This window comes from uncultured Candidatus Puniceispirillum sp. (assembly GCF_963979125.1).
GTDB lineage: Bacteria > Pseudomonadota > Alphaproteobacteria > Puniceispirillales > Puniceispirillaceae > Puniceispirillum.
Genome location: NZ_CAXBVX010000014.1, coordinates 1 through 22,083 on the forward strand (window position 1 = coordinate 1; position 22,083 = coordinate 22,083).

Genomic DNA, 22,083 nt, shown 5'->3' on the forward strand with positions numbered 1-22,083 from the left:
ACCATATGAAACGAGGTTGATATGTCAAAATTCACCCATTTTGACGAAAAAGGGACACCGCATATGGTTGATGTTGGTGACAAACCAGCAACAACACGGATGGCTGTTGCTAAAGGCTGTGTTGTGATGCAGCCCGAAACCCTGAGCATGATTGCAGATGGCACTGCCAAAAAAGGCGATGTGATTGGCATTGCCCAGCTTGCCGGTATTATGGGTGCCAAGCAGACAGCCAATCTGATCCCGTTATGTCACCCGCTTGGGCTGGATCATGTTGCAGTTGACCTGACGCTAAACCACGACCGTAACAGGATAGAGATTACCGCTACCTGCCACCTGTCTGGCCAGACAGGTGTCGAAATGGAAGCATTGACAGCGGTGAATGTGGCCGCGCTAACGGTTTATGACATGTGTAAATCAGTCGATCGCGCCATGCAGATTACCGATATTCGCCTGACGCATAAATCAGGTGGTAAATCTGGACAATATGATGCACCCTGATAAGTACCCTGATAAGAACAATACAAGCGCGCGTCCCCCATTGCTGGCGGTTGCCGAGGCAAAACAGCGTATCATTGATGGGTTAACCAAAACCTCAACCGAAACTATTTCTTATATGTCAGCGCTAGGGCGCACATTAGCTGTGCCTGTTCGCGCCAAAACATCAGTGCCAGCGTTTAACCTGTCAGCAATGGATGGATATGCGGTACGCAAAAAAGATATAGAGGCACTTCCAGCCAACTTGACGCGATGCGGTGAATCTGCGGCTGGTCATCCATTTTCTGGCACAATCGGTGCTGGTGAAGCGGTGCGTATTTTTACCGGCGCGATGGTACCCGATGATGCCGATACAATTATTCTGCAAGAAGATGTTGATGCGAATTCTGAAGACAACGGGATCGTAATTACGATCAAAAGTAGCAATCCGGCAGGTAAACATATCCGCCCAACAGGTCTGGATATGGAACGTGACGCTATTGTGCTTGAGGCTGGGCATCAGCTATCGGCGCGCGCAATAAGCCTGTGTCTGACAGCAGGACATACCGAGCTTGACGTTTACAAACAGCCACGGGTTGGCATTATATCTACGGGTGATGAACTGGTGCCGCCAGGCACGCCGCCCGCGCATGGACAGATTGTCAGCTCCAACGCGCAATATCTTGCAGATTTTGTTGAGATGAATGGGGGCAATGCCATCAATCTGGGCATTATACGTGATGAAGCTGGCGCGGTGGCACGCATATTGGAAGCGCATGATGATCTTGATCTGATTGTCACCAGTGGTGGGGCATCGGTTGGGGTTCATGACCATATAGCAGGTGACTTGGACAATATTCGTGGATCAACTGGTGATACAAGTCAAAGCAGATCAGATAATCAAACCCAGATAGATTTCTGGAAGATTGCCATGCGGCCAGGCAAGCCCGTTATTTTTGGCAAGATTAACAATGTTCCTCTTTTGGGATTACCAGGTAATCCAGTGTCATCAGCCATTTGTGCGATGATATTTCTGGCACCAGCTATGGCACATATGCAAGGAAGGCGTCATCAAGATATAACATTTCATGCCATGCTGGCATCCGATCTGCGTGAAAATGACAAACGTCAGGAATATTTACGTGCGACCCTTTCCCATGATGCGGATGGTATGGCGATCGTGTCACCTGCCGGTTTGCAGGATAGCTCGATGTTGTCGGTGTTGGCCAATGCCGATGTTCTGATCATACGCCCGCCGTTTGATCCAGCCCGAGTGAAAGGCGATCAGGTCACAATATTGCCCATTCCCCGCTTATTCTAGCTTCGCCAAAAATCCTGTTGATATGCTATTGCCAAAGACCCAGAACATTGATAGAACAATAAGGGAACAAATGTGAACAGCAAGGATTGCCACCATGTTAACACGTAAACAAAGCGAACTTCTGGAATATCTGACCACGCATCTGTCAGTGCATGATGTGCCCCCCTCATTTGACGAAATGCGCGACGCGTTGGGTCTTGCGTCAAAATCGGGCATTCATAGGCTGGTATCAGGGCTTGAAGAACGCGGCTATATCAGGCGTCTGCCGAACCGCGCCCGTGCGATTGAAATTTTACGTCCTGCTGGTGAACCATCGGCAATAGCGAATGCAGTCGCGGCGGCTGCAGATATTATTACGCTTCCTTTTCTGGGGCGTATTGCGGCAGGAACACCGATTGAAGCCTTGAGTGACCCAACCCGACAGTTGGAAGTACCCGCCAGCATGATTGGCAGCGGTGAACATTTCGCGCTGGAAATTGTTGGTGATTCAATGATTGAAGCTGGGATTCTGGAAGGTGATACTGTGGTGATCGAACGTGCAAATACAGCCAGCCATGGTGAGATCATCGTTGCTTTGATTAACAAGCAGGAAGCGACATTGAAAACATTGCTGAAAGAACCTGGCCGGATTGGCCTTGAAGCGGCAAATCCGCACTATGAAACCCGTTATTTCAGCACGGATGCTGTTGAGGTACAGGGCAAACTCGCTGGTTTGATACGGAATTATTAGAGATATATACTGATTCAGTATTATCAATGTAAATCAGGCTATTATATCCATAAAGTAAAGTTAAATCGTAGATTTTTCCTTTGTTTCTGCATGGGTATTTTACAGGCACAAGAGACAAGATGATGTCAGGTGCGCTATTGCAGGCTTTGGTCAAGTTGAACGTGCGGTCAACGATCGTAACCTTGCGGCCATCAGGCGCGTAATGCGTACAGAATGGTTTGCATGGTGGGGCTGGGTGAACAGGCCGTGCAAGCTGTCGTTCGGCAATATCGGTAAAAAATGACGATAGGCGCCGATGATTTTGGGTGCTGTGGCTATAGGCAATGCCATCCTGTCCTGCCAAAATCAAAAAGCGCGTCTGTCCTTTGGCAAATAAAACGCCATGTGGTATAGCCGTTTGCCACCACATAAGACCTGCAAAACATATCAATAACACACCAAGCGGATAAACCCGTCGATGACATCCAATCAAAACCAAACATCCAGATGACAAGACGGCCAGAACAACATTACCCGGAGGGGATATGCGCCATCCCGCCAGTGGCAATGATGATATGAAACCTGCCAGTCCAATCAACACCTCGATACCCTGTTGCATAACGCCAATCACATAGGCTTCAAGGCCCGTCACATAACCAATGGCTGTCAGAATACCACTTGGCATAATCCATAAACCAGTAAGCGGAATGCCCACTATATTTGCCATCACCCCCCATGGAGTCACCGCACCAAAATGCTGTGCTGTAAAGGGCGCGGTTGCAGTTGCCGCAATCAATGACGCGACAATGACGCCGCCTATATAGGTCACCAACCGATTACGAGGCCCCTGATGCCGATGTCGATGGTGACGCGTTGCGCTGATTTCATACCAAGCAACAAGGGCTGTTGTGGCGGCAAAGGAAAGCTGAAAGCCAGCGGTGTAAAGCGCCGCAGGATTGACAATCAGGACAAAAATGGCTGTCAAAGCCACATTGCGTAAGGTTAAGGCAAGACGGTCAAGTAGAATGGCCGATATTACAAATACTGCCATGATAAAGGCACGAACGGCGCTGATCGATGCCCCAGAGATAAAAACATAGCCAAGCCCCGTCAGCACACCAGCAAAAGCGGCATATTTATGGATTGGCACACGCATGGAAAAGGATGGTGCCAAGCTGGCCATTGCCCGCAGGGCTGCGATCACACCAAAACATAGCAAGCCCATATGCAACCCCGAAATAGCCAGCAAATGCGCCAATCCAGATTTGCGAAATTTTTCATAGGTCGGTTCACTGATAAAACGACGGTCGCCAACCATCAATGCGGCGGCAATACCGCCTGTTGGTAAGGCCATTTCATGATCCAGCTGTTGCGCAAAATCATGTCGAAACCGCCCTAGCCTGTCTGCCAGACGATCACGTTGGTCGCCAATCCGGGTCAGATCACCAATAACGAAGCCACTCGCCGTGACATTGTGGATTTGTGCCTGAAGCGCATAATTTGGATTTTGCGGCAAAATCGGTGATGGCGAAGGATACAGACGGGCTTTGAAGGCGATGTGATCGCCGATGGTTACCTGTGAGGATACCCTGTCTGTTGATATGCGAATAAGCGGATATGGTTGTGCCGATAATGGCGCATATGATGTGTCTAGCGCGACCCATAATCTGATCCGCCGATCAATGGCACCGTCAATGGCCGTCACGATACCACTGGTGGTGAGCGTAATCCCCCTATCCAGCGATTGCGGAGGATGCAACATAATCTGTAAACAAGCCGCCGCAATCCCGATTATGGCTGTTAGCAGACAACGCGCAGGAAACCCAATCAACAAAGCCGCATGTGTGACCAGATATGATATTAACCAAAGGCCAAGTATCGTTATGGCGGTAATGAAAACAAAACCGGCATTTGCAATTTCAGATTGATGATAAAGCGCAATCGCCATGATAAGGCAGGCAGCATAAAACAAAGCCCTTTTTTCCGGCTTGATAAGGCCGTCAAATAGGTGCATTTTCCGCTTTGAAGCTGATTTCAATGCCACGTGCTCTACTCCTTAAGGATAAACCTAACCGGAAAGGCCTTAATAAATCATGAATGTCGTTACCCGTTTTGCCCCGTCACCTACCGGATATTTGCATGTTGGCGGCGCACGCACTGCCTTATTTAACTGGTTATTTGCCCGTCATCATGGCGGTACTTATTTGTTGCGGATTGAAGATACTGACCGACAAAGATCAACCGAAGACGCGATTAAGGCCATTCATGACGGTCTTGACTGGCTTGGGCTTGGCGGAGATGCCCCTGCAGTGAGCCAGTCTGCACAGGCATCACGCCATGTCGAGGTTGCAAATATGTTGATTGAACGCGGGGCGGCCTATCGTTGCTATCTAAGCGCGGACGAACTGACCGCCATTCGTGACGAAGCCAGCAAAACCGGAACAACGGTGCGCTCGCCGTGGCGCGATCGCACTGATGCGCCTGAAGGTGGCTCTTATGTCGTGCGCATGAAAATGCCGGATGATGGTACCACAACAATCGACGATGCGGTTCAAGGATCGGTAACGGTTCAACATAGCGTACTTGATGATATGGTGATTCTGCGTGCTGATGGCACCCCGACCTATATGCTGGCTGTGGTTGTTGATGATCACGATATGGGAATTACGCATGTGATCCGTGGTGATGACCATCTGAACAATGCGTTTCGTCAATATATGGTCTATCACGGCATGGGATGGGATGTGCCCGTATTTGCACATATTCCGCTGATACATGGGGTTGATGGGGCTAAATTGTCGAAACGGCATGGCGCATTGGGCGTTGACGCCTATCGTGATATGGGCTTTCTGCCTGATGCGATGATTAATTATTTGGTTCGGCTTGGCTGGGGGCATGGCGATGAGGAAATCATCTCACGCGAAAATGCGATAGCATGGTTTGGCCTCGACAAAGTGGGGCGGTCACCGTCACGGTTTGATATTGATAAATTATATGACATGAACGCGCATTATCTGCGCTCGATGCCGCCAGTAGAGCTGGTAAGATTGATATTGTCGGTGACAGACGCATCAAGCCCGCATGCCGAAGCCAGATTGACGACATTGCTGCCGCTTTTGAGCGAGCGTGCCAAGACGCATCTGGACATTGTTGATGCGATCGGTTTTCTGCTTAATGACGGGGCGCCAAAGATTAGTGATGACGCGCGCGCCTTGCTGACCGCCCCCGCCAAAGACAATTTGTCCCGATTGATGCAGGATCTAGGTGATATTGACTGGACCCTTGATGCGTTAAAACAGGCGATTAAGGAATGGCTAGGCCAGAATAACCTGAAAATGAAAGATATAGGGCTTCCGTTGCGTGCGGCTGTAACCGGAATGCAACAATCGCCCTCTATCATAGATGTGATAGCGGCTTTGGGCACTGATGAAGTAAAGCTTCGTGTTGCAGAGGCTTGCAAATAACGGTTATCTGCGCTATATAATTGCTTCGCCCCCAATAAGAGTCTTGCGCATTTTGTGCGCCTATTATGGTTCGTGAAACTTCTTTAAGGATAACGTTATGGCTGACAATTCGAGCACTGGTAAATCTATCACCCTCACCGATAATGAAACCGGTAAGGTTACAAATTTACCTGTTCAAAAAGGGACCATTGGCCCTGATGTGATCGATATTCGCCAGCTTTATGCCGAAACGGGTATGTTTACCTTTGATCCTGGCTATGGCGCGACCGGATCATGCGTATCTGGCCTTACCTATATTGACGGTGATAAAGGCGTGCTTTTGCATCGGGGCTATTCGATTGATGAGCTTGCTGATAAGTCTGACTTTCTGGAAGTTGCCTATCTTCTGCTCGAAGGGGAATTGCCAAGCCCAGACGCCAAAGCCAGCTTTGATACAGCCATCACCCGTCACACAATGGTGCATGAACAGCTTTCGACCTTTCTGCGCGGGTTCCGGCGTGACGCGCATCCGATGGCTATCATGTGTGGCGTTGTTGGCGCCTTATCAGCATTTTATCATGACTCGACTGATATTCATGACCCGCAACAGCGGATGGTGGCGTCACGGCGTCTGATCGCCAAAATGCCGACCTTGGCTGCTATGGCCTATAAATATTCTCAAGGTCAGCCATTCAACTATCCGAATAACCAACTATCCTATGCCGAAAACTTTCTGCATATGTGCTTTTCAGTTCCAGCTGAACCTTATGTTGTTGATCCGATTCTGGCCGATGCAATGGATAAGATTTTTATCCTGCATGCCGATCATGAACAAAATGCATCAACATCTACCGTGCGTCTGGCAGGTTCGTCAGGAGCAAACCCGTTTGCGTGTATTGCCGCGGGCATTGCATCTTTGTGGGGGCCAGCACATGGCGGCGCCAACGAAGCCGTTCTGAACATGCTGACTGAGATTGGCCATAAGGACAATATTCCAGAATATATCGCCAAAGCACGTGATAAGAATGATCCGTTTCGGCTGTTTGGCTTTGGTCACCGTGTCTATAAAAATTTTGATCCACGTGCCAAGGTTCTTCGCAAGGCATGTCATGATGTGCTTGGCAAATTAGGCGTGCAAGACCCACTTTTAGAACTTGCGATGGAACTTGAAGATATTGCACTTAAAGATCAGTATTTTATTGATAAAAAGCTATATCCAAATGTTGATTTTTATTCTGGCATTATCCTGAAAGCAATGGGTTTTCCAACGTCAATGTTTACGGTTCTATTTGCCGTTTCACGTACCGTTGGATGGATTGCGCAATGGAATGAAATGATTAAAGATCCAGCCCAGCGCATTGGCCGCCCGCGCCAGCTTTACATAGGTCCATCTGAACGGCCTTATGTCGAAACTTCGAAGCGTTAGATCACACAGTTTCAAAGCCAAGGTGCCATAGCGATGGCTACCATGTCATCAAAGCTGGAACCGTTACCGCGTAATAGGCTAGTCAGTGCCTTGGCGTTACGTGTGGCGTCTGATCGGACTTCGGGGTCATCAAAAACAGTTTGTACAGCTGCCGCCAAAGCCTGCGGCGTTGCCTGTTCTTGAAATAGAAATGGATAGATAGGCCGTCCAAGCAAAGCGTTAGGCAAAACAACATTGTCCATTTTGACCAGACGACGCCCAATAAAGGCGGATAATGGCGACGTTGCATAACATACGACGCCTGGCATGGCATGAAGCGCGGTTTGCAATGTAACCGTTCCAGAGGCCGCCAGCATGGCGTCGGCAGAGGTCATGGCGGCAATAAAGGCGTCACGACCAGTATTAATGGTGATGTCGCGTCCAGCACATAGATGTTCAACCTGATTCTTTACATTCGATACAGTTGGCAGACTCACCTGTATCTCGGCATTTCGGTCACGCAATATATCAAGTGCAAGAAGCATGCGCGGTAATAACAAGGCAACTTCGGATCGCCGACTTCCCGGTAACAAACATAAATGTTGTTGAATGGTGCGGGATTGTTTTGGGGGCTCTAGCGTGGCTTTACGTTTATGGCTGACAGGTGATGAAACTGGCTTTATTGCCCATGCTTCGGGATGGCCTATAAAGGATGCTTTGACATCAAGTCCGTCAAAGAAAGCTGGCTCATTTGGAAAGAGACATAGCAACCCATCCAGATTACGCGCAAATTTATGCCGCCGCCACGCGCCCCATGCCCAGACTGTCGGCGCGACTGTATGCACTATGGGCATTTGCATATTAGCCTGTGCCATGCGGCGTTTTAATCGTGCCGCCAAACGGATAGAAAACCCCTTTGCATCAACGGTCATTACGAGCTTGGGTTGATGTGCAATAATTTGCACCACAAGATCATTGGCAAGAGACGACAGTTTTGAATAGGCGGACAGGACAGCAGAAAAGCCAAAAATTGATAATTGATCCATGTCGGATAGAGGGGTCAATCCCTGTGCCAGCATCTTTTCACCACCAACGCCAATCCAACTTTGTTTACCGTATTTTTTTTCAATCGCCACCATCATGCTGGCGGCCAGCGCATCTCCGGACGGTTCACCTGCAAGAATAAAAATAGGTGCGCTCATCGGACGTTCCGTGGTTTTAGTCCTACCAATGTTATGTCACATGCGGAACAGGCGGCGACCACTTGATCATGGGGGTCAGCCAACATCACCCCGCCAGCTTCGATAGCAATGACACCAATACCTGCATCACCAGCCATTTTTATCGTTTCAAGGCCAATAAAGGGAATATCAAGACGCGTATCCTGAGCAGATTTTGGCATTTTCAGAAACACCGCTTTGCTGGCTGTTTTATCCAGCAGATCAGCCGAACGCAGTAGCATGGCATCGGTGCCTTCAGCCGCCTCAATAGCAATGATCCGGCCATCCTGAACAACCATCCCCTGCCCGATATCATGCGATCCAATACTGTCCAGCACTGAGCATCCAAGATCAATATCAGCCTGATATTGCTTATTGAGCTTGACCCCAGTTATGACACCCAGACCAAGGTGACGGTCAGGCATTATATCACTAGCCGCCATAACCTTTACTCCAACCTCGGCAAAATAATCGGCAACAAGACGCAGACTTTGATCATCGCCGCGCAATAGCATTTTGCCTAGCAATTTCATTCCGTCCATGTCAGGACGCAAATCAGCAATGGGAGGACGCCTGACCTTGCCAACCATAATCATGGCGTCACATTTATGAGCCAGCAACAATTTGCGAGTACGTCCGATATTGGCCAAACCAATTGGTTCAGTCTTGAATCCGTTATAATCGGCATCGGCCTGATGTTCCAACGGCATAATAATTACATCATAGCCTTGCGCAATGGCGGCATGGCCAATATCGACGGGAATATGTCCCTGACCAGCGATAATGGCAAGCTTTGTCATAGTGACCTCAGCGTTTCGCCGCCTGACAGATACCATTACGTCCGGCACCGTCGATAAAGGCAATCATTTCTTGCACTTCGGCATTATCTGCAAAATGGGCGCGTGTGGTTTCAACACGGGAGGCAAAAATGTCATCAGCCTCAAAAAGCATCTGGAATGCGGCACGAAGCGCATTTACGCTGTCATCAGAAAAGCCCCGCCGAGAGAGGCCAATAACATTTATACCCGACAAGCGTGCGCGGTTACCAACAGCAATGGAAAATGGCACGACATCCGAATCAACAAGCGAATGCGCACCAAGCATGCAATGACTTCCAACACGGCAACGCTGTTGCACAGCCGAGTAACCACCAAGCATGACGCTGTCACCGATTATGGCATGCCCCCCTAATGATGCGTTATTGGCAAAGATAACATTGTCGCCAACAATACAGTCATGCGCGACATGCGCCCCGGCGAAAAACAAGCCATTATTACCAACGATTGTGCGCATTTTATCTATCGCTGTTCCCGGGTGCATGGTGACATGTTCGCGAATGACACAATTTTCACCAATCTCCAATGTAGAAGGCTCACCTTCATAGCGGGTATGCTGAGGCGCACATCCAAGCACGGCAAAGGGGTAAATTTCGGTGCCAGCACCAATTAATGTATGACCTTCAATGACCACATGGCTCATGAGCTTGACGCCGTCACCAAGCACAACATTGTCACCAACAACACAATAAGCGCCAACCGAAACACCCGTACCAATAGTCGCGGCATTGCTGATGATGGCTGTTGGGTGAATATCGGTACTCGTGAGATTTGACTGATCCATTTGACTGCTCACTTCTAGCGCGCTGGATCAACAGTCATCGCGCCAAATTCGGCCTCGGCAACTGTTTTACCGTCAACTAATGCAACACCCGTAAATTTCCACAATGGTCCTTTTGCTGCTGTCTTGGTGACATGGAGGCGCATCATATCGCCCGGACGCACAGGTGTACGAAAACGTGCTTTTTCAATTGTTGTGAAAAAGACAAGCTTGCCTTTGGTTGCGTCACCAAGCGTTACTGCCACCATACAGGCCGCTGTTTGAGCCAAAGCCTCAACAATCAAAACGCCTGGCATAACCGGAAAGTCAGGAAAATGACCAACAAAGAATGGTTCACCCATGCTGACAGCTTTTATACCGGTTGCTTCCTGATCGGGGATAATGTCTTCAACCCGATCAATCAGCAATAACGGTGGGCGATGCGGGATCAGCTTTTTAATCTCGTCAATGTTCAAATTTACTGTTTCCGCACCCATCATCATACCCTTGTCATTTTTTGTTGTCTGACTGTTTTAAGAGACGACGTAGTCCAGCCAGTTTACGCCAATAGTCACCACTTGCTTCTGCCGGAAAGCCAACAACGGTTGTTTTGGCATCTACGTTCTTGGTAACACCCGAATGCCCCATAATGATCGCCTCGTCGCCGATCGTCAAATGTCCGGATATACCTGCCTGTCCCCCAATTATTACTTTCTTGCCAAGCGTAACACTGCCTGCCATGCCAACTTGCGCGGCAATCATGCAATTGTCACCGATGCTGCAATTATGGGCAATGTGGCATAAATTATCGATCATTACCATTTTACCCAAAACAGTGTCGTTCAAGCTACCGCGATCAACCGTTGAATTTGACCCGATATCACAGCCGTCACCAATTTGCGTAATGCCCAATTGTGGCACCTTGGCAATACCATCTGCGCCTGGTTCAAAACCAAAACCAGCACTGCCGATAACGACACCGTTGCGGATAACCACATTATCACCAATTTCCGCAAAGGCTATTGAACTATTGGCCAATATCCTACAATTAGCGCCGATGGATACATGCGGATAAATAACAGCGCCTGCCTCAATCGTAGTGTTTGCACCTATGACGACATTATCCATGATCGTCGCCCGCGGTGATATTTTTGCGGTTGGATCAATCCTTGCTGTTGAAGCAATGGCTGATGCGGTCAGATGATTTTCGGGAATGGTTCGCTGTTTCACCAGATGACGCGCTGCAGAGGCAAAGGCAAGCCTTGGGTTTTCAACAATGATAAGATTAACTGTATCCGGCAACAACTCACGGCATGATTCTGGCGCCAGAAGTATGGCGTTATCGGGAATGTTATGGCTAGTTAGATGTGTATCATTTGAAACATAGGACAAGGCACCAACAGCCGCACTGTGAAAAGGGGCTATATCTTTAATCAGATTCGAAGGGTTAGCGCCGTTTGACGGCACGATGGTGCCACCAACAATATCAGCAAGCTGCAACACCGTTAATGTGTCGTCAAAGTCATAGAATGTGCGGTTAATTGTCACCAGATCATCCTAATTATCGTCAGGATTAGTGATTTCAATTTCAATTTTTGCATTTTTTGTACGCTCATTCAGACGTAACAGAACTTCGTTAGAAATGTTGAAATGCGGCAAAAAGATCAATGCAGAATTACGCGCCAAAATAAGGTCAAGCTGCTTTTCAGCCGCAATTTCAGTCAGGATATCAATGGCCAAAGCACGCAGATCATTTTGTGCTTTTTGATAGGCGTTATCAAGCGCCTGACGGCGGTACTGAATATCTTGTTGTAGCTGGGTAACCTTTTTCTGGAAGGCAATACGCTGATTATCAAATTCTGCGTCAGAAATTACGCCGCGCTTTAGAGTGAGGTCGCGTTCGGTATCCTGAAGCTGTTTCTCAATAATGTTAAATTCCTGCTGAAATTTTCCGCGTTGTTCATCAAGAAGCGAGCGTACTTTTTCAGATGCTTCTGCCGACCGCAAAACCCCCTCAATATCAACAAGGCCTATGCGTTTTACACTCAGGTCAACATCTTGTGTTGATTCCTGCGCGAATGACGAAACAGACATGAAAGATGCCATTAGTAAAAGCAACAGACATTTAGCTAGTCGATAGTGCATATTTTACACATTCCTTAGAGCGCAGACCTAAATTCGTTGAAATAGACTTTAATATCTACTCTATCTTATTGTTTTATACATCATCTTTTCTGCACACGCTATGCTATGGCTGAACGATGTGGTTCATATTACGCATCATCTTATCGGCTTTCGCTGCGCTAGAGCCGGATGATGGCTAGAACCTTGTGCCAATCGATAGCTGGAACCGTTTTGTTTCATCATGTGACTGCTTCGATATAGGATCCGCCCAGTAGAATGACATTGGCCCAAGAACCGTATCCCAGAGAATACCTACGCCTAAAGACGCACGCATGGATTGATCATCGGGTTTGGTCACGCCAGACGGATAATCCGTTCCCCATACCGAACCAAAATCAGTATAGGCCGTCCAGCGGACACCAATATCCTTGCTTAAACCCAAATCGGAAACCACTTCAACGGATCCTGAATACATATTGTTACCGCCAACGGCACTTTTTGAGCCTGTGTCACGCGGACCAATTCCCGATCCCGTGAAACCACGAACAAGGCGACCACCAAGCGCAAAACGTTGTGATTGCGTTACCTTTTCGCCTAGACCACTGACATGGCCTACACGGCCACGTACGCCCAATATGACGGCATTGAACAGATATGGCTGATAATAAGCCGCTCGGCCAACTGTGCGGGAATATTTTGCATCACCACCAAGGCCAGCTATCGTTTCCGATATTTCCATCAAATAGCCTTCTGATGGATCAAATTTGTTGTCACGCGTATCTTTACCAAGCGTATAGCCGATTGACGATGTAAGGATTGTTTTGCCATTTTCCCCAGTTACCGACGTCGCCGTGGTCGATGAAACTGTTGTTTTACTTTGATCTAGGCGGTAATTGACCTGATGATAAATATCGTTAGCAGCGCTAAATCCAACGCCAAAATTAACACCTGTACGATTTGTTGTTACCGAATTTACTTTGTTCTTTTCATTGAACAAAGAGGCACTGCCAGTCAGATTACGACCAAGAAAATAAGGCTCGGTAACACCAATAACGAAATCGGTTTTTGAATCAGAAAGGCCAATGGTTGCCCGCACCGAACGACCAGCGCCCAGGAAATTACGCTCGGCGACACCCAGATTCAAGCTGGTCTTGTCCAAAGTCGAATAACCGACACCAACGCTGAATTCACCTGTTGATTGTTCTTCAACAATGATTTGCGAAATTGTCTGATCTTCGCTACTGCCCTGAATATTGCGCACATCAACCTTGGCAAAATAGCCAAGATTACGGATATTCCGCTCCGAGCGTTCAAGCTTCAGGGTGTTAAAGGCATCACCTTCGACAAGTTCCATTTCGCGGCGGATAACATCGTCAAGCGTTCGGGTATTGTCAATGATATCAATACGCTCAACAAAATTCTTGCGGGCTTTACCAACAGTGATGTGAATATCAAGAACACTGTCTTCCGGCACGGTTGTTATTTCGGGGCGCACGTCAACAAAGGCATAACCAAACTCACCAAGGCGGTTTGTGATGTCAACCAGACCCTGTTCAAGTGAGCGCACGTCATAGCGGTTATCATCAGGAAAATCGAGTAGCGAGATCAGATCAGGAATATCAACATTCTCAATTTCGCTGTCCAGGGTGATATCTCGGACAGTATATTGCGTTCCTTCACTCAAAATAAATGATACAGCGAAACCGCTACGGTCAGGCAATAAGCCGCCGCGCACACGTGTTACAGCAATATCAGCGTAACCGCGCGCCAGATAAAACTGGCGAAGCAAGCGCACATCATAATCCAGCCGGCCTTCATCATATTTGTCAGTCGCACTCAAAAATGCCCACCAGCGTTTTTCGCGGCTGGAAATGACACTCCGCAGAACCCGGTCTGAATAGCGTTGGTTTCCCGAAAAGGTGATCGAACTGATTTTGATTAACGGGCCTTCATTCACCTCAAAAACAAGATCGACGCGGTTTTCGTCTAGCTCGATGATCTTTGGCTCTACCGAGGCACCAAAACGGCCACCTGCCTGATAAAGATCAAGCAGGGTTTTGGTGGCTTCAAGGGCAAGTTTCTGGGTGAAGACACGGCGCGGCTGCACATCAATAGCCTCCCTCAAGCGATCATCACTGATCGCGTCGTTACCTTCAATACTGATCCGATTAATGATTGGGTTTTCCAGAATATCAATGGTGATAACGCCGGCGGCATTATCGATCGCTATATCTTTGAAAAGACCCGTATCAAAAAGCCGCTCAAGCGCCACATTAAGGCTACTTTGCGTCACCACATCACCAACATTCACTGGCAAGTATGACAGAACGGTGCCCGATGACACCCGCCGGTTTCCTACCACCCGTATCTCGGATACCCGGATATTCTGATCATTTGACTGGGCATATATGTCATTAACTGGCAACAACAAACCTGAAACAAAAAGAAAAATCGCAATTATGATAAAATTACGCATGGATACTCCATATTTGTCCGAGCAGGCACGGAAGCAGTTGAATTTAAGAACATTGAGACAGTAAAGGCAAACAAACCAAAATCCCAGATACAATTTCTTATGGTAACAATCGCGCCAGATCAAACAAGACCAGAAATAATGTCAGGGTCATCAAAATCGCAATACCACCGCGCATCAAAATTGCCTGCCAGTGTATTGGTAGGGGCTTGCCAAGCACCGCTTCGATCAGGAAAAACGCCATATGACCGCCATCCAATGCCGGAACAGGTAGCAAATTAATCAAACCAAGATTGATTGATATCACCGCTGTCAGCAAAATAAACGGTACGATCCCCTGATTGAGCACAGTCCCAGAGATTTCAGCTATACGAACAGGTCCGCCAACCTCACCTTTTTGAATATTACCTGTTACAGCACGACCTAAACCACGCAAAATCATAATCGACATATGAAACGCATCAGATGTTGCCGCAACCACTGCGGTAGAGGGTGCCATGCGCACACGTGCATTGACAGGCATCGACTTAACCCCAAGCACGCCAACTGTAATGTCCAGCTGTTCGCTGAATTGCGGCATTGGCGTTACTGGCAAGGTCAATTCCTGACCGTCACGGCGCAAACGGAAATCCAGTTTCTTACCTGGGCTTTCTATAATCAGACCACGCATATCGTTGAATTCACGTATTTTGATACCGTCAATTTCCAGAATAAGGTCACCGCTTTGCAATCCAGCTTCGGCAGCTGGCATTTCCGGCATCACCTCACCTATTTCAGCAGGTAATACCTGTTTACCAACAGTTATGTAAACAATGGCAAACAACAATATACCCAGAATGAAGTTGGCCACTGGCCCTGCTAGGACAATGGCCATCCGCCAATAGAGGCCAGCGCCACCGAAGCTGCCTTTGACATGGGCACTGTCTTGCCCAGGAGTGCTAGCCGCATCTTCATCACCACGCATTTTAACAAAACCACCAAATGGTATTGCCGCAATCCGCCACCGCGTGCCACTTCTGGCTGTCCATCCATAAAGTTCAGGACCAAAGCCGATTGAAAAAACCTCGACGATCACGCCTGCTTTGCGCGCCACCCAATAATGACCAAGTTCATGAAAGAAAACCACAGGGGTTATCAATAGTAAAAAGCCAATAATCAGATCAAAAAACCCAAGTTCGCCCATCTTAGTTACCTCTAGTTTCGCCGATTATTAACATTATAGTTTATTCATTTTTTCAACAAGGTTTGCAGCTATACGCCGCGCTTCATCATCTACAGCAATAACAGCGTCAAGCGTATTAACATCACCATCTATGGCGGCGGAAAGAGTATTTGCCACAACAGTCGCGATTGCCGAAAAGTCTATTTGACCGTCCAAAAATGCGGCAACAGCAACTTCATTGGCGCCATTTAATATGGCAGGGGCTGTTCCAGCTTGAATCAAAGCGTTTCGCGCAAGGCCAAAACACGGAAAGCGATCCAGTTCAATAGCCATAAATTCAAGACTACCAAGAGCAACAATATCCAGCGGTTCGGGGTTCCAGTTTAACCGGCCAGGCATATTCAGGGCATAGGAAATCGGCACCTGCATATCTGCCGAGCCAAGCTGAGCAATTATTGATCCGTCACGAAAATACATCATGCCATGAACTGCAGACTGGGGATGAATAACCGCTTCAATTTGCTCAGCAGTTACATCAAATAAAAAATGCGCCTCGATAACTTCAAGACCTTTGTTCATCATCGTTGCGCTATCAACCGAAATTTTTCGACCCATTTCCCAATTAGGATGGGTTACCGCATCGATAGGCTTGATGGATGCGAATTCATCCAATGGACGCGATAAAAACGGTCCCCCAGATGCGGTCAGGCAGATCCGCAGGATTGATGACATGTCATTATCAATATTTTTGCCGTCTAGACGTTCTTTCCATCCATGCCAGCATTGAAAAATAGCACTATGTTCACTGTCGAGTGGAATTAAACGCGCCCCATATTTAGCCGCGGCCTGACTAATCACATAGCCTGCCGAAACCAAAGATTCCTTGTTCGCCACCCCAATGGTTTGGCCTGCTTCGACAGCTTTCATCATTGATGGCAACCCAGCAATACCGACAATGCCCGCAATCACGATATCAACTTTTACCGCCGCTAATGCTGCGCATTCCTGATCACCAGCAACAATCTCTATGCCAGTGCCAGCCAGGCGTTCGGCAAGGCGTGTTTGTTTGGCAAGATCAGCAATGCCAACAACATCTGGTTTGAATTCGAACGCAAGGTCGGCAAGCTTTTCGACATTTGAACCTCCAACCATTGCCTTGATATGAAACAGGTCAGGATGTTTGCGCACCAAAGATAGTGTATTATCGCCAATGGAGCCTGTTGCACCCAGGATTGTAATGACTTTTTGTGACGACATGCCAACCCTTTATTAAGTAAAAAACACCAATGCGATTGTCGGCAAAGTAAGTAAATATCCATCAAAGCGGTCAAGTAAACCGCCATGACCAGGGATAAGGCGACCACTGTCTTTAACGCCCATGTGCCGTTTCAAGCGGGATTCAAGCAAGTCACCGATCTGAGCCAAACAACCAATAATACAACCAAATCCAAAAGCGACAACAGGCGTTAACCCAAACATATCAGCAAAAAGAAAGCAAAGGATGCCTGCCGCCACAAGGCCAGCTATGGCGCCCGACATTGTTTTATTCGGGCTGATTGACGGCGCCAGTTTGGGACCGCCAAAGCGCCGTCCAGCAAAATAAGCCGCAATGTCGCATGCCGCAACAACAGCACAAATAGCCAGCAACATAATCTGCCCATTCTGACTATCTATGATCACTTGAGCGCTTACGCCGCATAACATTGTAAGCCCAACAAAAGCAGCTATCGGGAATGATTTCTGCCACATAAGCAATATCATCGTGGCTACGATCACCGCCAAGGTTATGTGAGGATGAATAGCCATAAACCAGAATGGCATACCCACGAAAGCAAATAGAATAATCACCAAAAATATTAATGGCTTGGTTAAATCAACCAATTTGCTGAATTCAAACCCCATAAGTATGAAAGCCAGCCACACAACCAAAGACGCAATTTGAGCGTCAAACCAAACAAGAGCTATAATTGGAATTAGGGTAGCAAAGCCAACAAGGCGCTGGGCCAATGGGGAAAGGGACGAAAACGTCATTAAGACGAGTCACCCGAGATAGTGCTGAGGTTTTTATCATTATCAGCATGATTACCACCAAAACGCCGCTCGCGATTTTTGAATTCGGCAACCGCAGAAACAAAATCAGATGTTTTGAAATCTGGCCAGTATGACTCGCTAAAATATAATTCAGCGTAGGATAAATCCCACAACAAAAAGTTTGAAATGCGTTTTTCGCCACCCGTGCGGATCATTAGATCAACAGGCGGCAATATTGCTGTTTGCAAACGGGATTTGACAAAATCATTATTCACCAGTTGTGGATCAATAACCCCTGCGGCCACCTCCTCGGCGATCTGACGTGTTGCCTGAGTGATGTCCTGCTGGCCACCAAAATCAAGAGCAACTGTTAAATTAAGCCCTGTATTTTCAGCTGTCAGTCTTTCAGATTTGCTAAGAAGATACTGCAAGTCTTTTGAAAAGTTTTTTCTGTTACCAATAATACGAAGCCGAATATTATTATGTATCAAGTCTTCGATTTCACTCATCAAAAAACGGCGCATCAATTTGAGCAATCCAGAAACTTCTGGTTCAGGACGATTCCAGTTCTGAGCAGAAAAAGCAAATACTGTAAGCCAGCGTACCTGGTTTTCAGATGCGGCTTTACACACATCTTTAAGTGTCTCGGCTCCCTGATTATGCCCACGAATAATGTCAAGACCGCGCCCTTTTGCCCAACGCCGGTTTCCATCCATTATTATTGCTGTGTGATGCGGTACTTTTGCCATTATCAAAACCCGATTTGGTCGTTTTTCCAAAAATCCAGATAGCTCGAACCCCAATCAAAGGTAAGCGCCAAGGTATGATTTACACCTGAGTTATCTCTTTTTCCTTATTGGCAAATGCATCATCGATTTTTTTAACATATTCATCAGTCGTTTTCTGGATATCACTTTCCAGACCATGACGCTCGTCTTCAGACAACAACCCATCTTTTTCAGCTTTGCGCACATTTTCAATGCCATCACGACGGACATTTCGAATTGCGACGCGGGCTGCTTCGGCATAGCGGCTAGCAACCTTGACCATATCTTTACGGCGTTCTTCAGATAAATCGGGAATTGGTACACGAATAAGCGTGCCTTCAGCCATCGGGTTTAGTCCCAAGTCGGATTCACGAATGGCCTTTTCAACAGACGCCGTCATAGAGGCGTCCCACACCGTTACCGTGAGCAAACGTGGCTCAGGTGCCGAAATATTTCCAACCTGACTCATCGGCATCTTCGAGCCGTAGGCATCAACCATAATCGGTTCAAGCATACCAGTCGAAGCACGACCAGCACGAAGCCCCATAAATTCAGTTTTCAGACTGGCAAAACCGCCTTCCATCCGACGTTTCATATCTTCGATGTCAAAATCAGCCATTTCCCCTACCCTTAGCTAAATTAAAGTCCGATGTCAGTTTTGTGTATTAATGCACTATGGTAAACTTGCCTTTATGCTTCAATACGCTAGCAAACCCACCCGCGCTTTCAATAGAAAAAACAAGGATGGGAATATTGTTCTCGCGCGCTAAAGAGATAGCAGATGCATCCATCACCCGCAAATCATCTGAAAGCACCTGTAAATAGCCAAGTTCATCATAGCGCTTTGCATTTTTGTCTTTTTCGGGATCAGCCGAATAAACGCCATCAACGCGCGTACCTTTGAGCAAGGCATGACAATTCATTTCAGTGGCGCGTAATGCAGCGGCAGTATCTGTTGTAAAAAATGGATTACCTGTACCAGCCGCAAAGATCACAACACGGCCTTTTTCAAGATGCCGTGTTGCCCGGCGCCGAATATAGGGCTCGCAAACAGCGCTGATCGGAAGTGCCGACATAACCCGCACGGGCACATCAAGCTGTTCAAGGGCATTTTGCATAGCAAGGGCATTCATCACCGTTGCCAACATGCCCATATAGTCTCCAGTAGCGCGTTCCATTCCAGCCGCGGCACCAGACACGCCGCGGAAAATGTTGCCACCACCGATGACAAGGCAAACCTCGACACCCGTGGCGATAACGTCTCTAACCTCTATGGCAACTTTACTAACCATTTCGGGATCAATACCATAAGCCCGCCTGCCCATCAGGGATTCCCCCGAAATTTTGAGCATCACGCGCTGATATTTCAGTTCCGTTTCGGTTTCGCTATCTGATGCCAAAGCTGGCTCCTGTGTTTTACTTAGGATAGTTGAGCCGCAACTTCCGCCGCAAAGTCGGTCTCTTCACGTTCAATACCTTCACCAAGATTAAACCGCACAAATGCCTTGAGAGCAATGTCTGCACCGGCATCTTTGCCAGCTTTGATAATGACGTCTTCGATCCGTGTTTCACCGTCAATAACCGAAGTCTGTTCAAGTAGAACAACGTCTTGATAGTATTTTTTCATCCGGCCTTCGACCATCTTTTCAGCAATTTCCTGTGGCTTGCCAGATGCTTTAGCTTGCTCGATAAGCACGTCACGCTCGCGGGCAACCATGTCGGCATCAAGGTCATCAACCGACAGGCTTGCAGGTGACGTTGCCGCAATATGCATGGCAATCTGTTTGCCCAAACCAGTCAATATATCAGCAGATGCGCTGGATTCAAGCGCAACAAGAACACCAATCCGGCCAAGGCCATCGGCGGTTGCATTATGCATGTATGAAACAACAGAACCGCTGGACACAGATACTTTTTCCATGCGACGCAATGACATGTTTTCACCAATAGTCGCGATCTTGTTGGTGAGTTCCTCAGAAACGTTGCGACCTGTGTTCGGATAATCCAATGTCTTTAATGACTCAATATCCGAAGCCTCAAGCGCAAGTGAACCAAGGTTTCTGGCAAAATCCTGAAACTCGGTATTACGAGCGACAAAATCGGTTTCTGCATTGAGCTCGACAATCGCGCCCGCCGTGCCATCAACCGCAACAGCGACCAAACCTTCGGCCGCGACACGACCAGATTTTTTGGCTGCCGCCGCCAAACCCTTGGTGCGCAACCAGTCAATCGCCGCATCCATATCACCATCGGTCTCGCCGAGAGCTTTTTTACAATCCATCATGCCCGCGCCAGATTTTTCGCGCAGTTCTTTGACTAGTGCCGCCGTTACACTCATTTTGCTGTCCTTATTTGCAAAGTTGTTAAAACCAGTTGCCTGCAAGATGCAAGCGAAGCTGTTTCCCCCACAGCGGGAGAAACAGATGTTTGTTATTCCTTTGGAGCCGCGCCTTCTGCAGGAGCCGCAACCTCTGCCGCCGCATCAGCAACAACTTCGGCGGCAACTTCTGCAGGTACTTCGACCGGTGCCTCTTCAGCAGCAACTTCAAGCGCCGCTTCGACAGGAGCTTCAATCGCCGCGCCAACGTCACCGCCGCTTTTCATCAATTCGGTCTGCAAACCGTCAAGAACCGCGCCTTGTACCAATTCGCAATAGAATGTGATGGCGCGCATGGCATCATCATTGCCCGGGATCAGATAATCAACGCCTTCTGGGCTGGCATTACTATCAACAACAGCGACAACCGGAATATTGAGACGGTTGGCTTCCTGAACTGCGATAGCTTCTTTGTTTGTATCAAGAATAAACAGGATGTCAGGAAGACCGCCCATTTCCTTGATACCGCCAAGGGTGCGCTCGAGCTTTTCCTGTTCACGGGTTAGCTGTAGAATTTCTTTTTTAGTCAGCTGGTTAATCTCGCCGCTTTCCATGCGGGCTTCAAGATCACGCAAACGCCGGATTGACTGTGACACAGTTGACCAGTTTGTCAGCATGCCACCAAGCCAGCGGTGATTTACATAATATTGACCACAGTCACGCGCTGTTTCAGCGATCTTTTCAGACGCGGCACGCTTTGTTCCAACAAGCAGAACACGGCCACCTTTGGCTGCCACATCGCTGATCGCTTTCAGAGCGTGATGCAACATTGGCACAGTCTGTTGAAGATCTAGAATATGTGTTTTGTTGCGCTCACCGAAAATATACGGTTCCATACGCGGGTCCCAACGACGAGTGCTGTGACCGAAATGAACGCCTGCTTCAAGCATTTGGCGCATAGTAAAAGTAGGGAGAGCCATGTTATTTACTCCTGTTCTCCGGTTAAACCTCCATGAGGGAAATGAAAGGCAACTGCCTTCA

Annotated in this window: 21 protein-coding genes; 5 read left to right on the forward strand and 16 right to left on the reverse strand. The window is 47.9% G+C overall.

Translation table 11 applies throughout. The features are described 5' to 3' along the window. Positions 1-21: 21 nt before the first annotated feature. The 3 genes from moaC to lexA all read left to right on the forward strand — a co-directional run bounded on the left by moaC (position 22) and on the right by lexA (position 2,525). Positions 22-498 carry a cyclic pyranopterin monophosphate synthase MoaC gene (gene moaC, locus ABNT28_RS02815; protein WP_332924558.1) on the forward strand — a complete coding sequence of 159 codons (477 nt, stop codon included), beginning with the start codon at positions 22-24 and terminating at the stop codon, positions 496-498. Beyond that, positions 488-1,795, forward strand: a complete 1,308-nt coding sequence (gene glp, locus ABNT28_RS02820) for a gephyrin-like molybdotransferase Glp (RefSeq protein WP_332924557.1) — start codon at positions 488-490, stop codon at positions 1,793-1,795. The genes moaC and glp overlap by 11 nt, the downstream gene beginning before the upstream one ends. A gap of 94 nt (positions 1,796-1,889) precedes the next feature. Then, positions 1,890-2,525: a transcriptional repressor LexA gene (gene lexA, locus ABNT28_RS02825; RefSeq protein ID WP_332924556.1), complete on the forward strand. Its 636-nt coding sequence runs from the start codon at positions 1,890-1,892 to the stop codon at positions 2,523-2,525. Here the strand turns inward: lexA and ABNT28_RS02830 are convergent. Next, a complete protein-coding gene (locus ABNT28_RS02830) occupies positions 2,467-4,548 on the reverse strand; it encodes a ComEC/Rec2 family competence protein (protein ID WP_332924555.1) in 2,082 nt (693 codons plus the stop codon). The two genes, lexA and ABNT28_RS02830, sit on opposite strands and share 59 nt — an antisense overlap. 49 nt (positions 4,549-4,597) lie before the next feature. Between ABNT28_RS02830 and gltX the strand changes: the two genes are divergently transcribed. Next, positions 4,598-5,968 carry a glutamate--tRNA ligase gene (gene gltX / locus ABNT28_RS02835; RefSeq protein WP_332924554.1) on the forward strand — a complete coding sequence of 457 codons (1,371 nt, stop codon included), beginning with the start codon at positions 4,598-4,600 and terminating at the stop codon, positions 5,966-5,968. A gap of 97 nt (positions 5,969-6,065) precedes the next feature. Beyond that, positions 6,066-7,373: a citrate synthase gene (locus tag ABNT28_RS02840; RefSeq protein ID WP_332924553.1), complete on the forward strand. Its 1,308-nt coding sequence runs from the start codon at positions 6,066-6,068 to the stop codon at positions 7,371-7,373. Positions 7,374-7,384: 11 nt separating this feature from the next. Here ABNT28_RS02840 and lpxB read toward each other — a convergent pair whose 3' ends face one another. The 15 genes from lpxB to rpsB form a co-directional block, all read right to left on the reverse strand. Next, positions 7,385-8,554 (reverse strand): lipid-A-disaccharide synthase, encoded by a 1,170-nt coding sequence (gene lpxB / locus ABNT28_RS02845; RefSeq protein WP_332924552.1) that lies wholly within the window; start codon positions 8,552-8,554, stop codon positions 7,385-7,387. After that, positions 8,551-9,372, reverse strand: a complete 822-nt coding sequence (gene lpxI, locus ABNT28_RS02850; RefSeq protein WP_348720984.1) for a UDP-2,3-diacylglucosamine diphosphatase LpxI — start codon at positions 9,370-9,372, stop codon at positions 8,551-8,553. The genes lpxB and lpxI overlap by 4 nt, the downstream gene beginning before the upstream one ends. 7 nt (positions 9,373-9,379) lie before the next feature. Then, a complete protein-coding gene (lpxA, locus tag ABNT28_RS02855; protein ID WP_332924102.1) occupies positions 9,380-10,192 on the reverse strand; it encodes an acyl-ACP--UDP-N-acetylglucosamine O-acyltransferase in 813 nt (270 codons plus the stop codon). A 14-nt stretch (positions 10,193-10,206) separates the two neighbouring features. Further along, entirely contained in the window at positions 10,207-10,665 is a 459-nt protein-coding gene (fabZ, locus tag ABNT28_RS02860; protein ID WP_332924101.1) for a 3-hydroxyacyl-ACP dehydratase FabZ, read from the reverse strand. Positions 10,666-10,678: 13 nt separating this feature from the next. Then, on the reverse strand, positions 10,679-11,716 hold the full coding sequence (gene lpxD / locus ABNT28_RS02865; RefSeq protein WP_348720985.1) for a UDP-3-O-(3-hydroxymyristoyl)glucosamine N-acyltransferase: 1,038 nt from the start codon (positions 11,714-11,716) through the stop codon (positions 10,679-10,681). Positions 11,717-11,725: 9 nt separating this feature from the next. Next, the gene (locus tag ABNT28_RS02870) at positions 11,726-12,262 is read right to left on the reverse strand and encodes an OmpH family outer membrane protein (RefSeq protein ID WP_332924099.1); all 537 of its coding nucleotides are present in this window, start codon (positions 12,260-12,262) and stop codon (positions 11,726-11,728) included. Between the two features lie 226 nt (positions 12,263-12,488). Further along, positions 12,489-14,768: an outer membrane protein assembly factor BamA gene (gene bamA, locus ABNT28_RS02875; RefSeq protein ID WP_348720986.1), complete on the reverse strand. Its 2,280-nt coding sequence runs from the start codon at positions 14,766-14,768 to the stop codon at positions 12,489-12,491. 97 nt (positions 14,769-14,865) lie between these two features. Continuing rightward, a complete protein-coding gene (rseP, locus tag ABNT28_RS02880) occupies positions 14,866-15,948 on the reverse strand; it encodes an RIP metalloprotease RseP (protein WP_332924097.1) in 1,083 nt (360 codons plus the stop codon). A gap of 33 nt (positions 15,949-15,981) precedes the next feature. Beyond that, a complete protein-coding gene (gene dxr, locus ABNT28_RS02885; protein ID WP_332924096.1) occupies positions 15,982-17,184 on the reverse strand; it encodes a 1-deoxy-D-xylulose-5-phosphate reductoisomerase in 1,203 nt (400 codons plus the stop codon). 12 nt (positions 17,185-17,196) lie between these two features. Next, positions 17,197-17,958, reverse strand: coding sequence for a phosphatidate cytidylyltransferase (locus tag ABNT28_RS02890; protein ID WP_332924095.1), 762 nt, complete (start codon positions 17,956-17,958; stop codon positions 17,197-17,199). Beyond that, positions 17,958-18,707: a polyprenyl diphosphate synthase gene (gene uppS / locus ABNT28_RS02895; RefSeq protein WP_332924094.1), complete on the reverse strand. Its 750-nt coding sequence runs from the start codon at positions 18,705-18,707 to the stop codon at positions 17,958-17,960. The genes ABNT28_RS02890 and uppS overlap by 1 nt, the downstream gene beginning before the upstream one ends. Positions 18,708-18,786: 79 nt before the next feature. Further along, on the reverse strand, positions 18,787-19,344 hold the full coding sequence (gene frr, locus ABNT28_RS02900; RefSeq protein WP_332924093.1) for a ribosome recycling factor: 558 nt from the start codon (positions 19,342-19,344) through the stop codon (positions 18,787-18,789). 46 nt (positions 19,345-19,390) lie between these two features. Next, a complete protein-coding gene (pyrH, locus tag ABNT28_RS02905) occupies positions 19,391-20,077 on the reverse strand; it encodes a UMP kinase (protein ID WP_332924103.1) in 687 nt (228 codons plus the stop codon). 68 nt (positions 20,078-20,145) lie between these two features. After that, complete coding sequence (tsf, locus tag ABNT28_RS02910; protein WP_332924092.1) at positions 20,146-21,063, reverse strand: translation elongation factor Ts; 918 nt, start codon at positions 21,061-21,063, stop codon at positions 20,146-20,148. Between the two features lie 92 nt (positions 21,064-21,155). Then, a complete protein-coding gene (gene rpsB, locus ABNT28_RS02915; RefSeq protein WP_348720987.1) occupies positions 21,156-22,022 on the reverse strand; it encodes a 30S ribosomal protein S2 in 867 nt (288 codons plus the stop codon). Positions 22,023-22,083 lie beyond the last annotated feature (61 nt).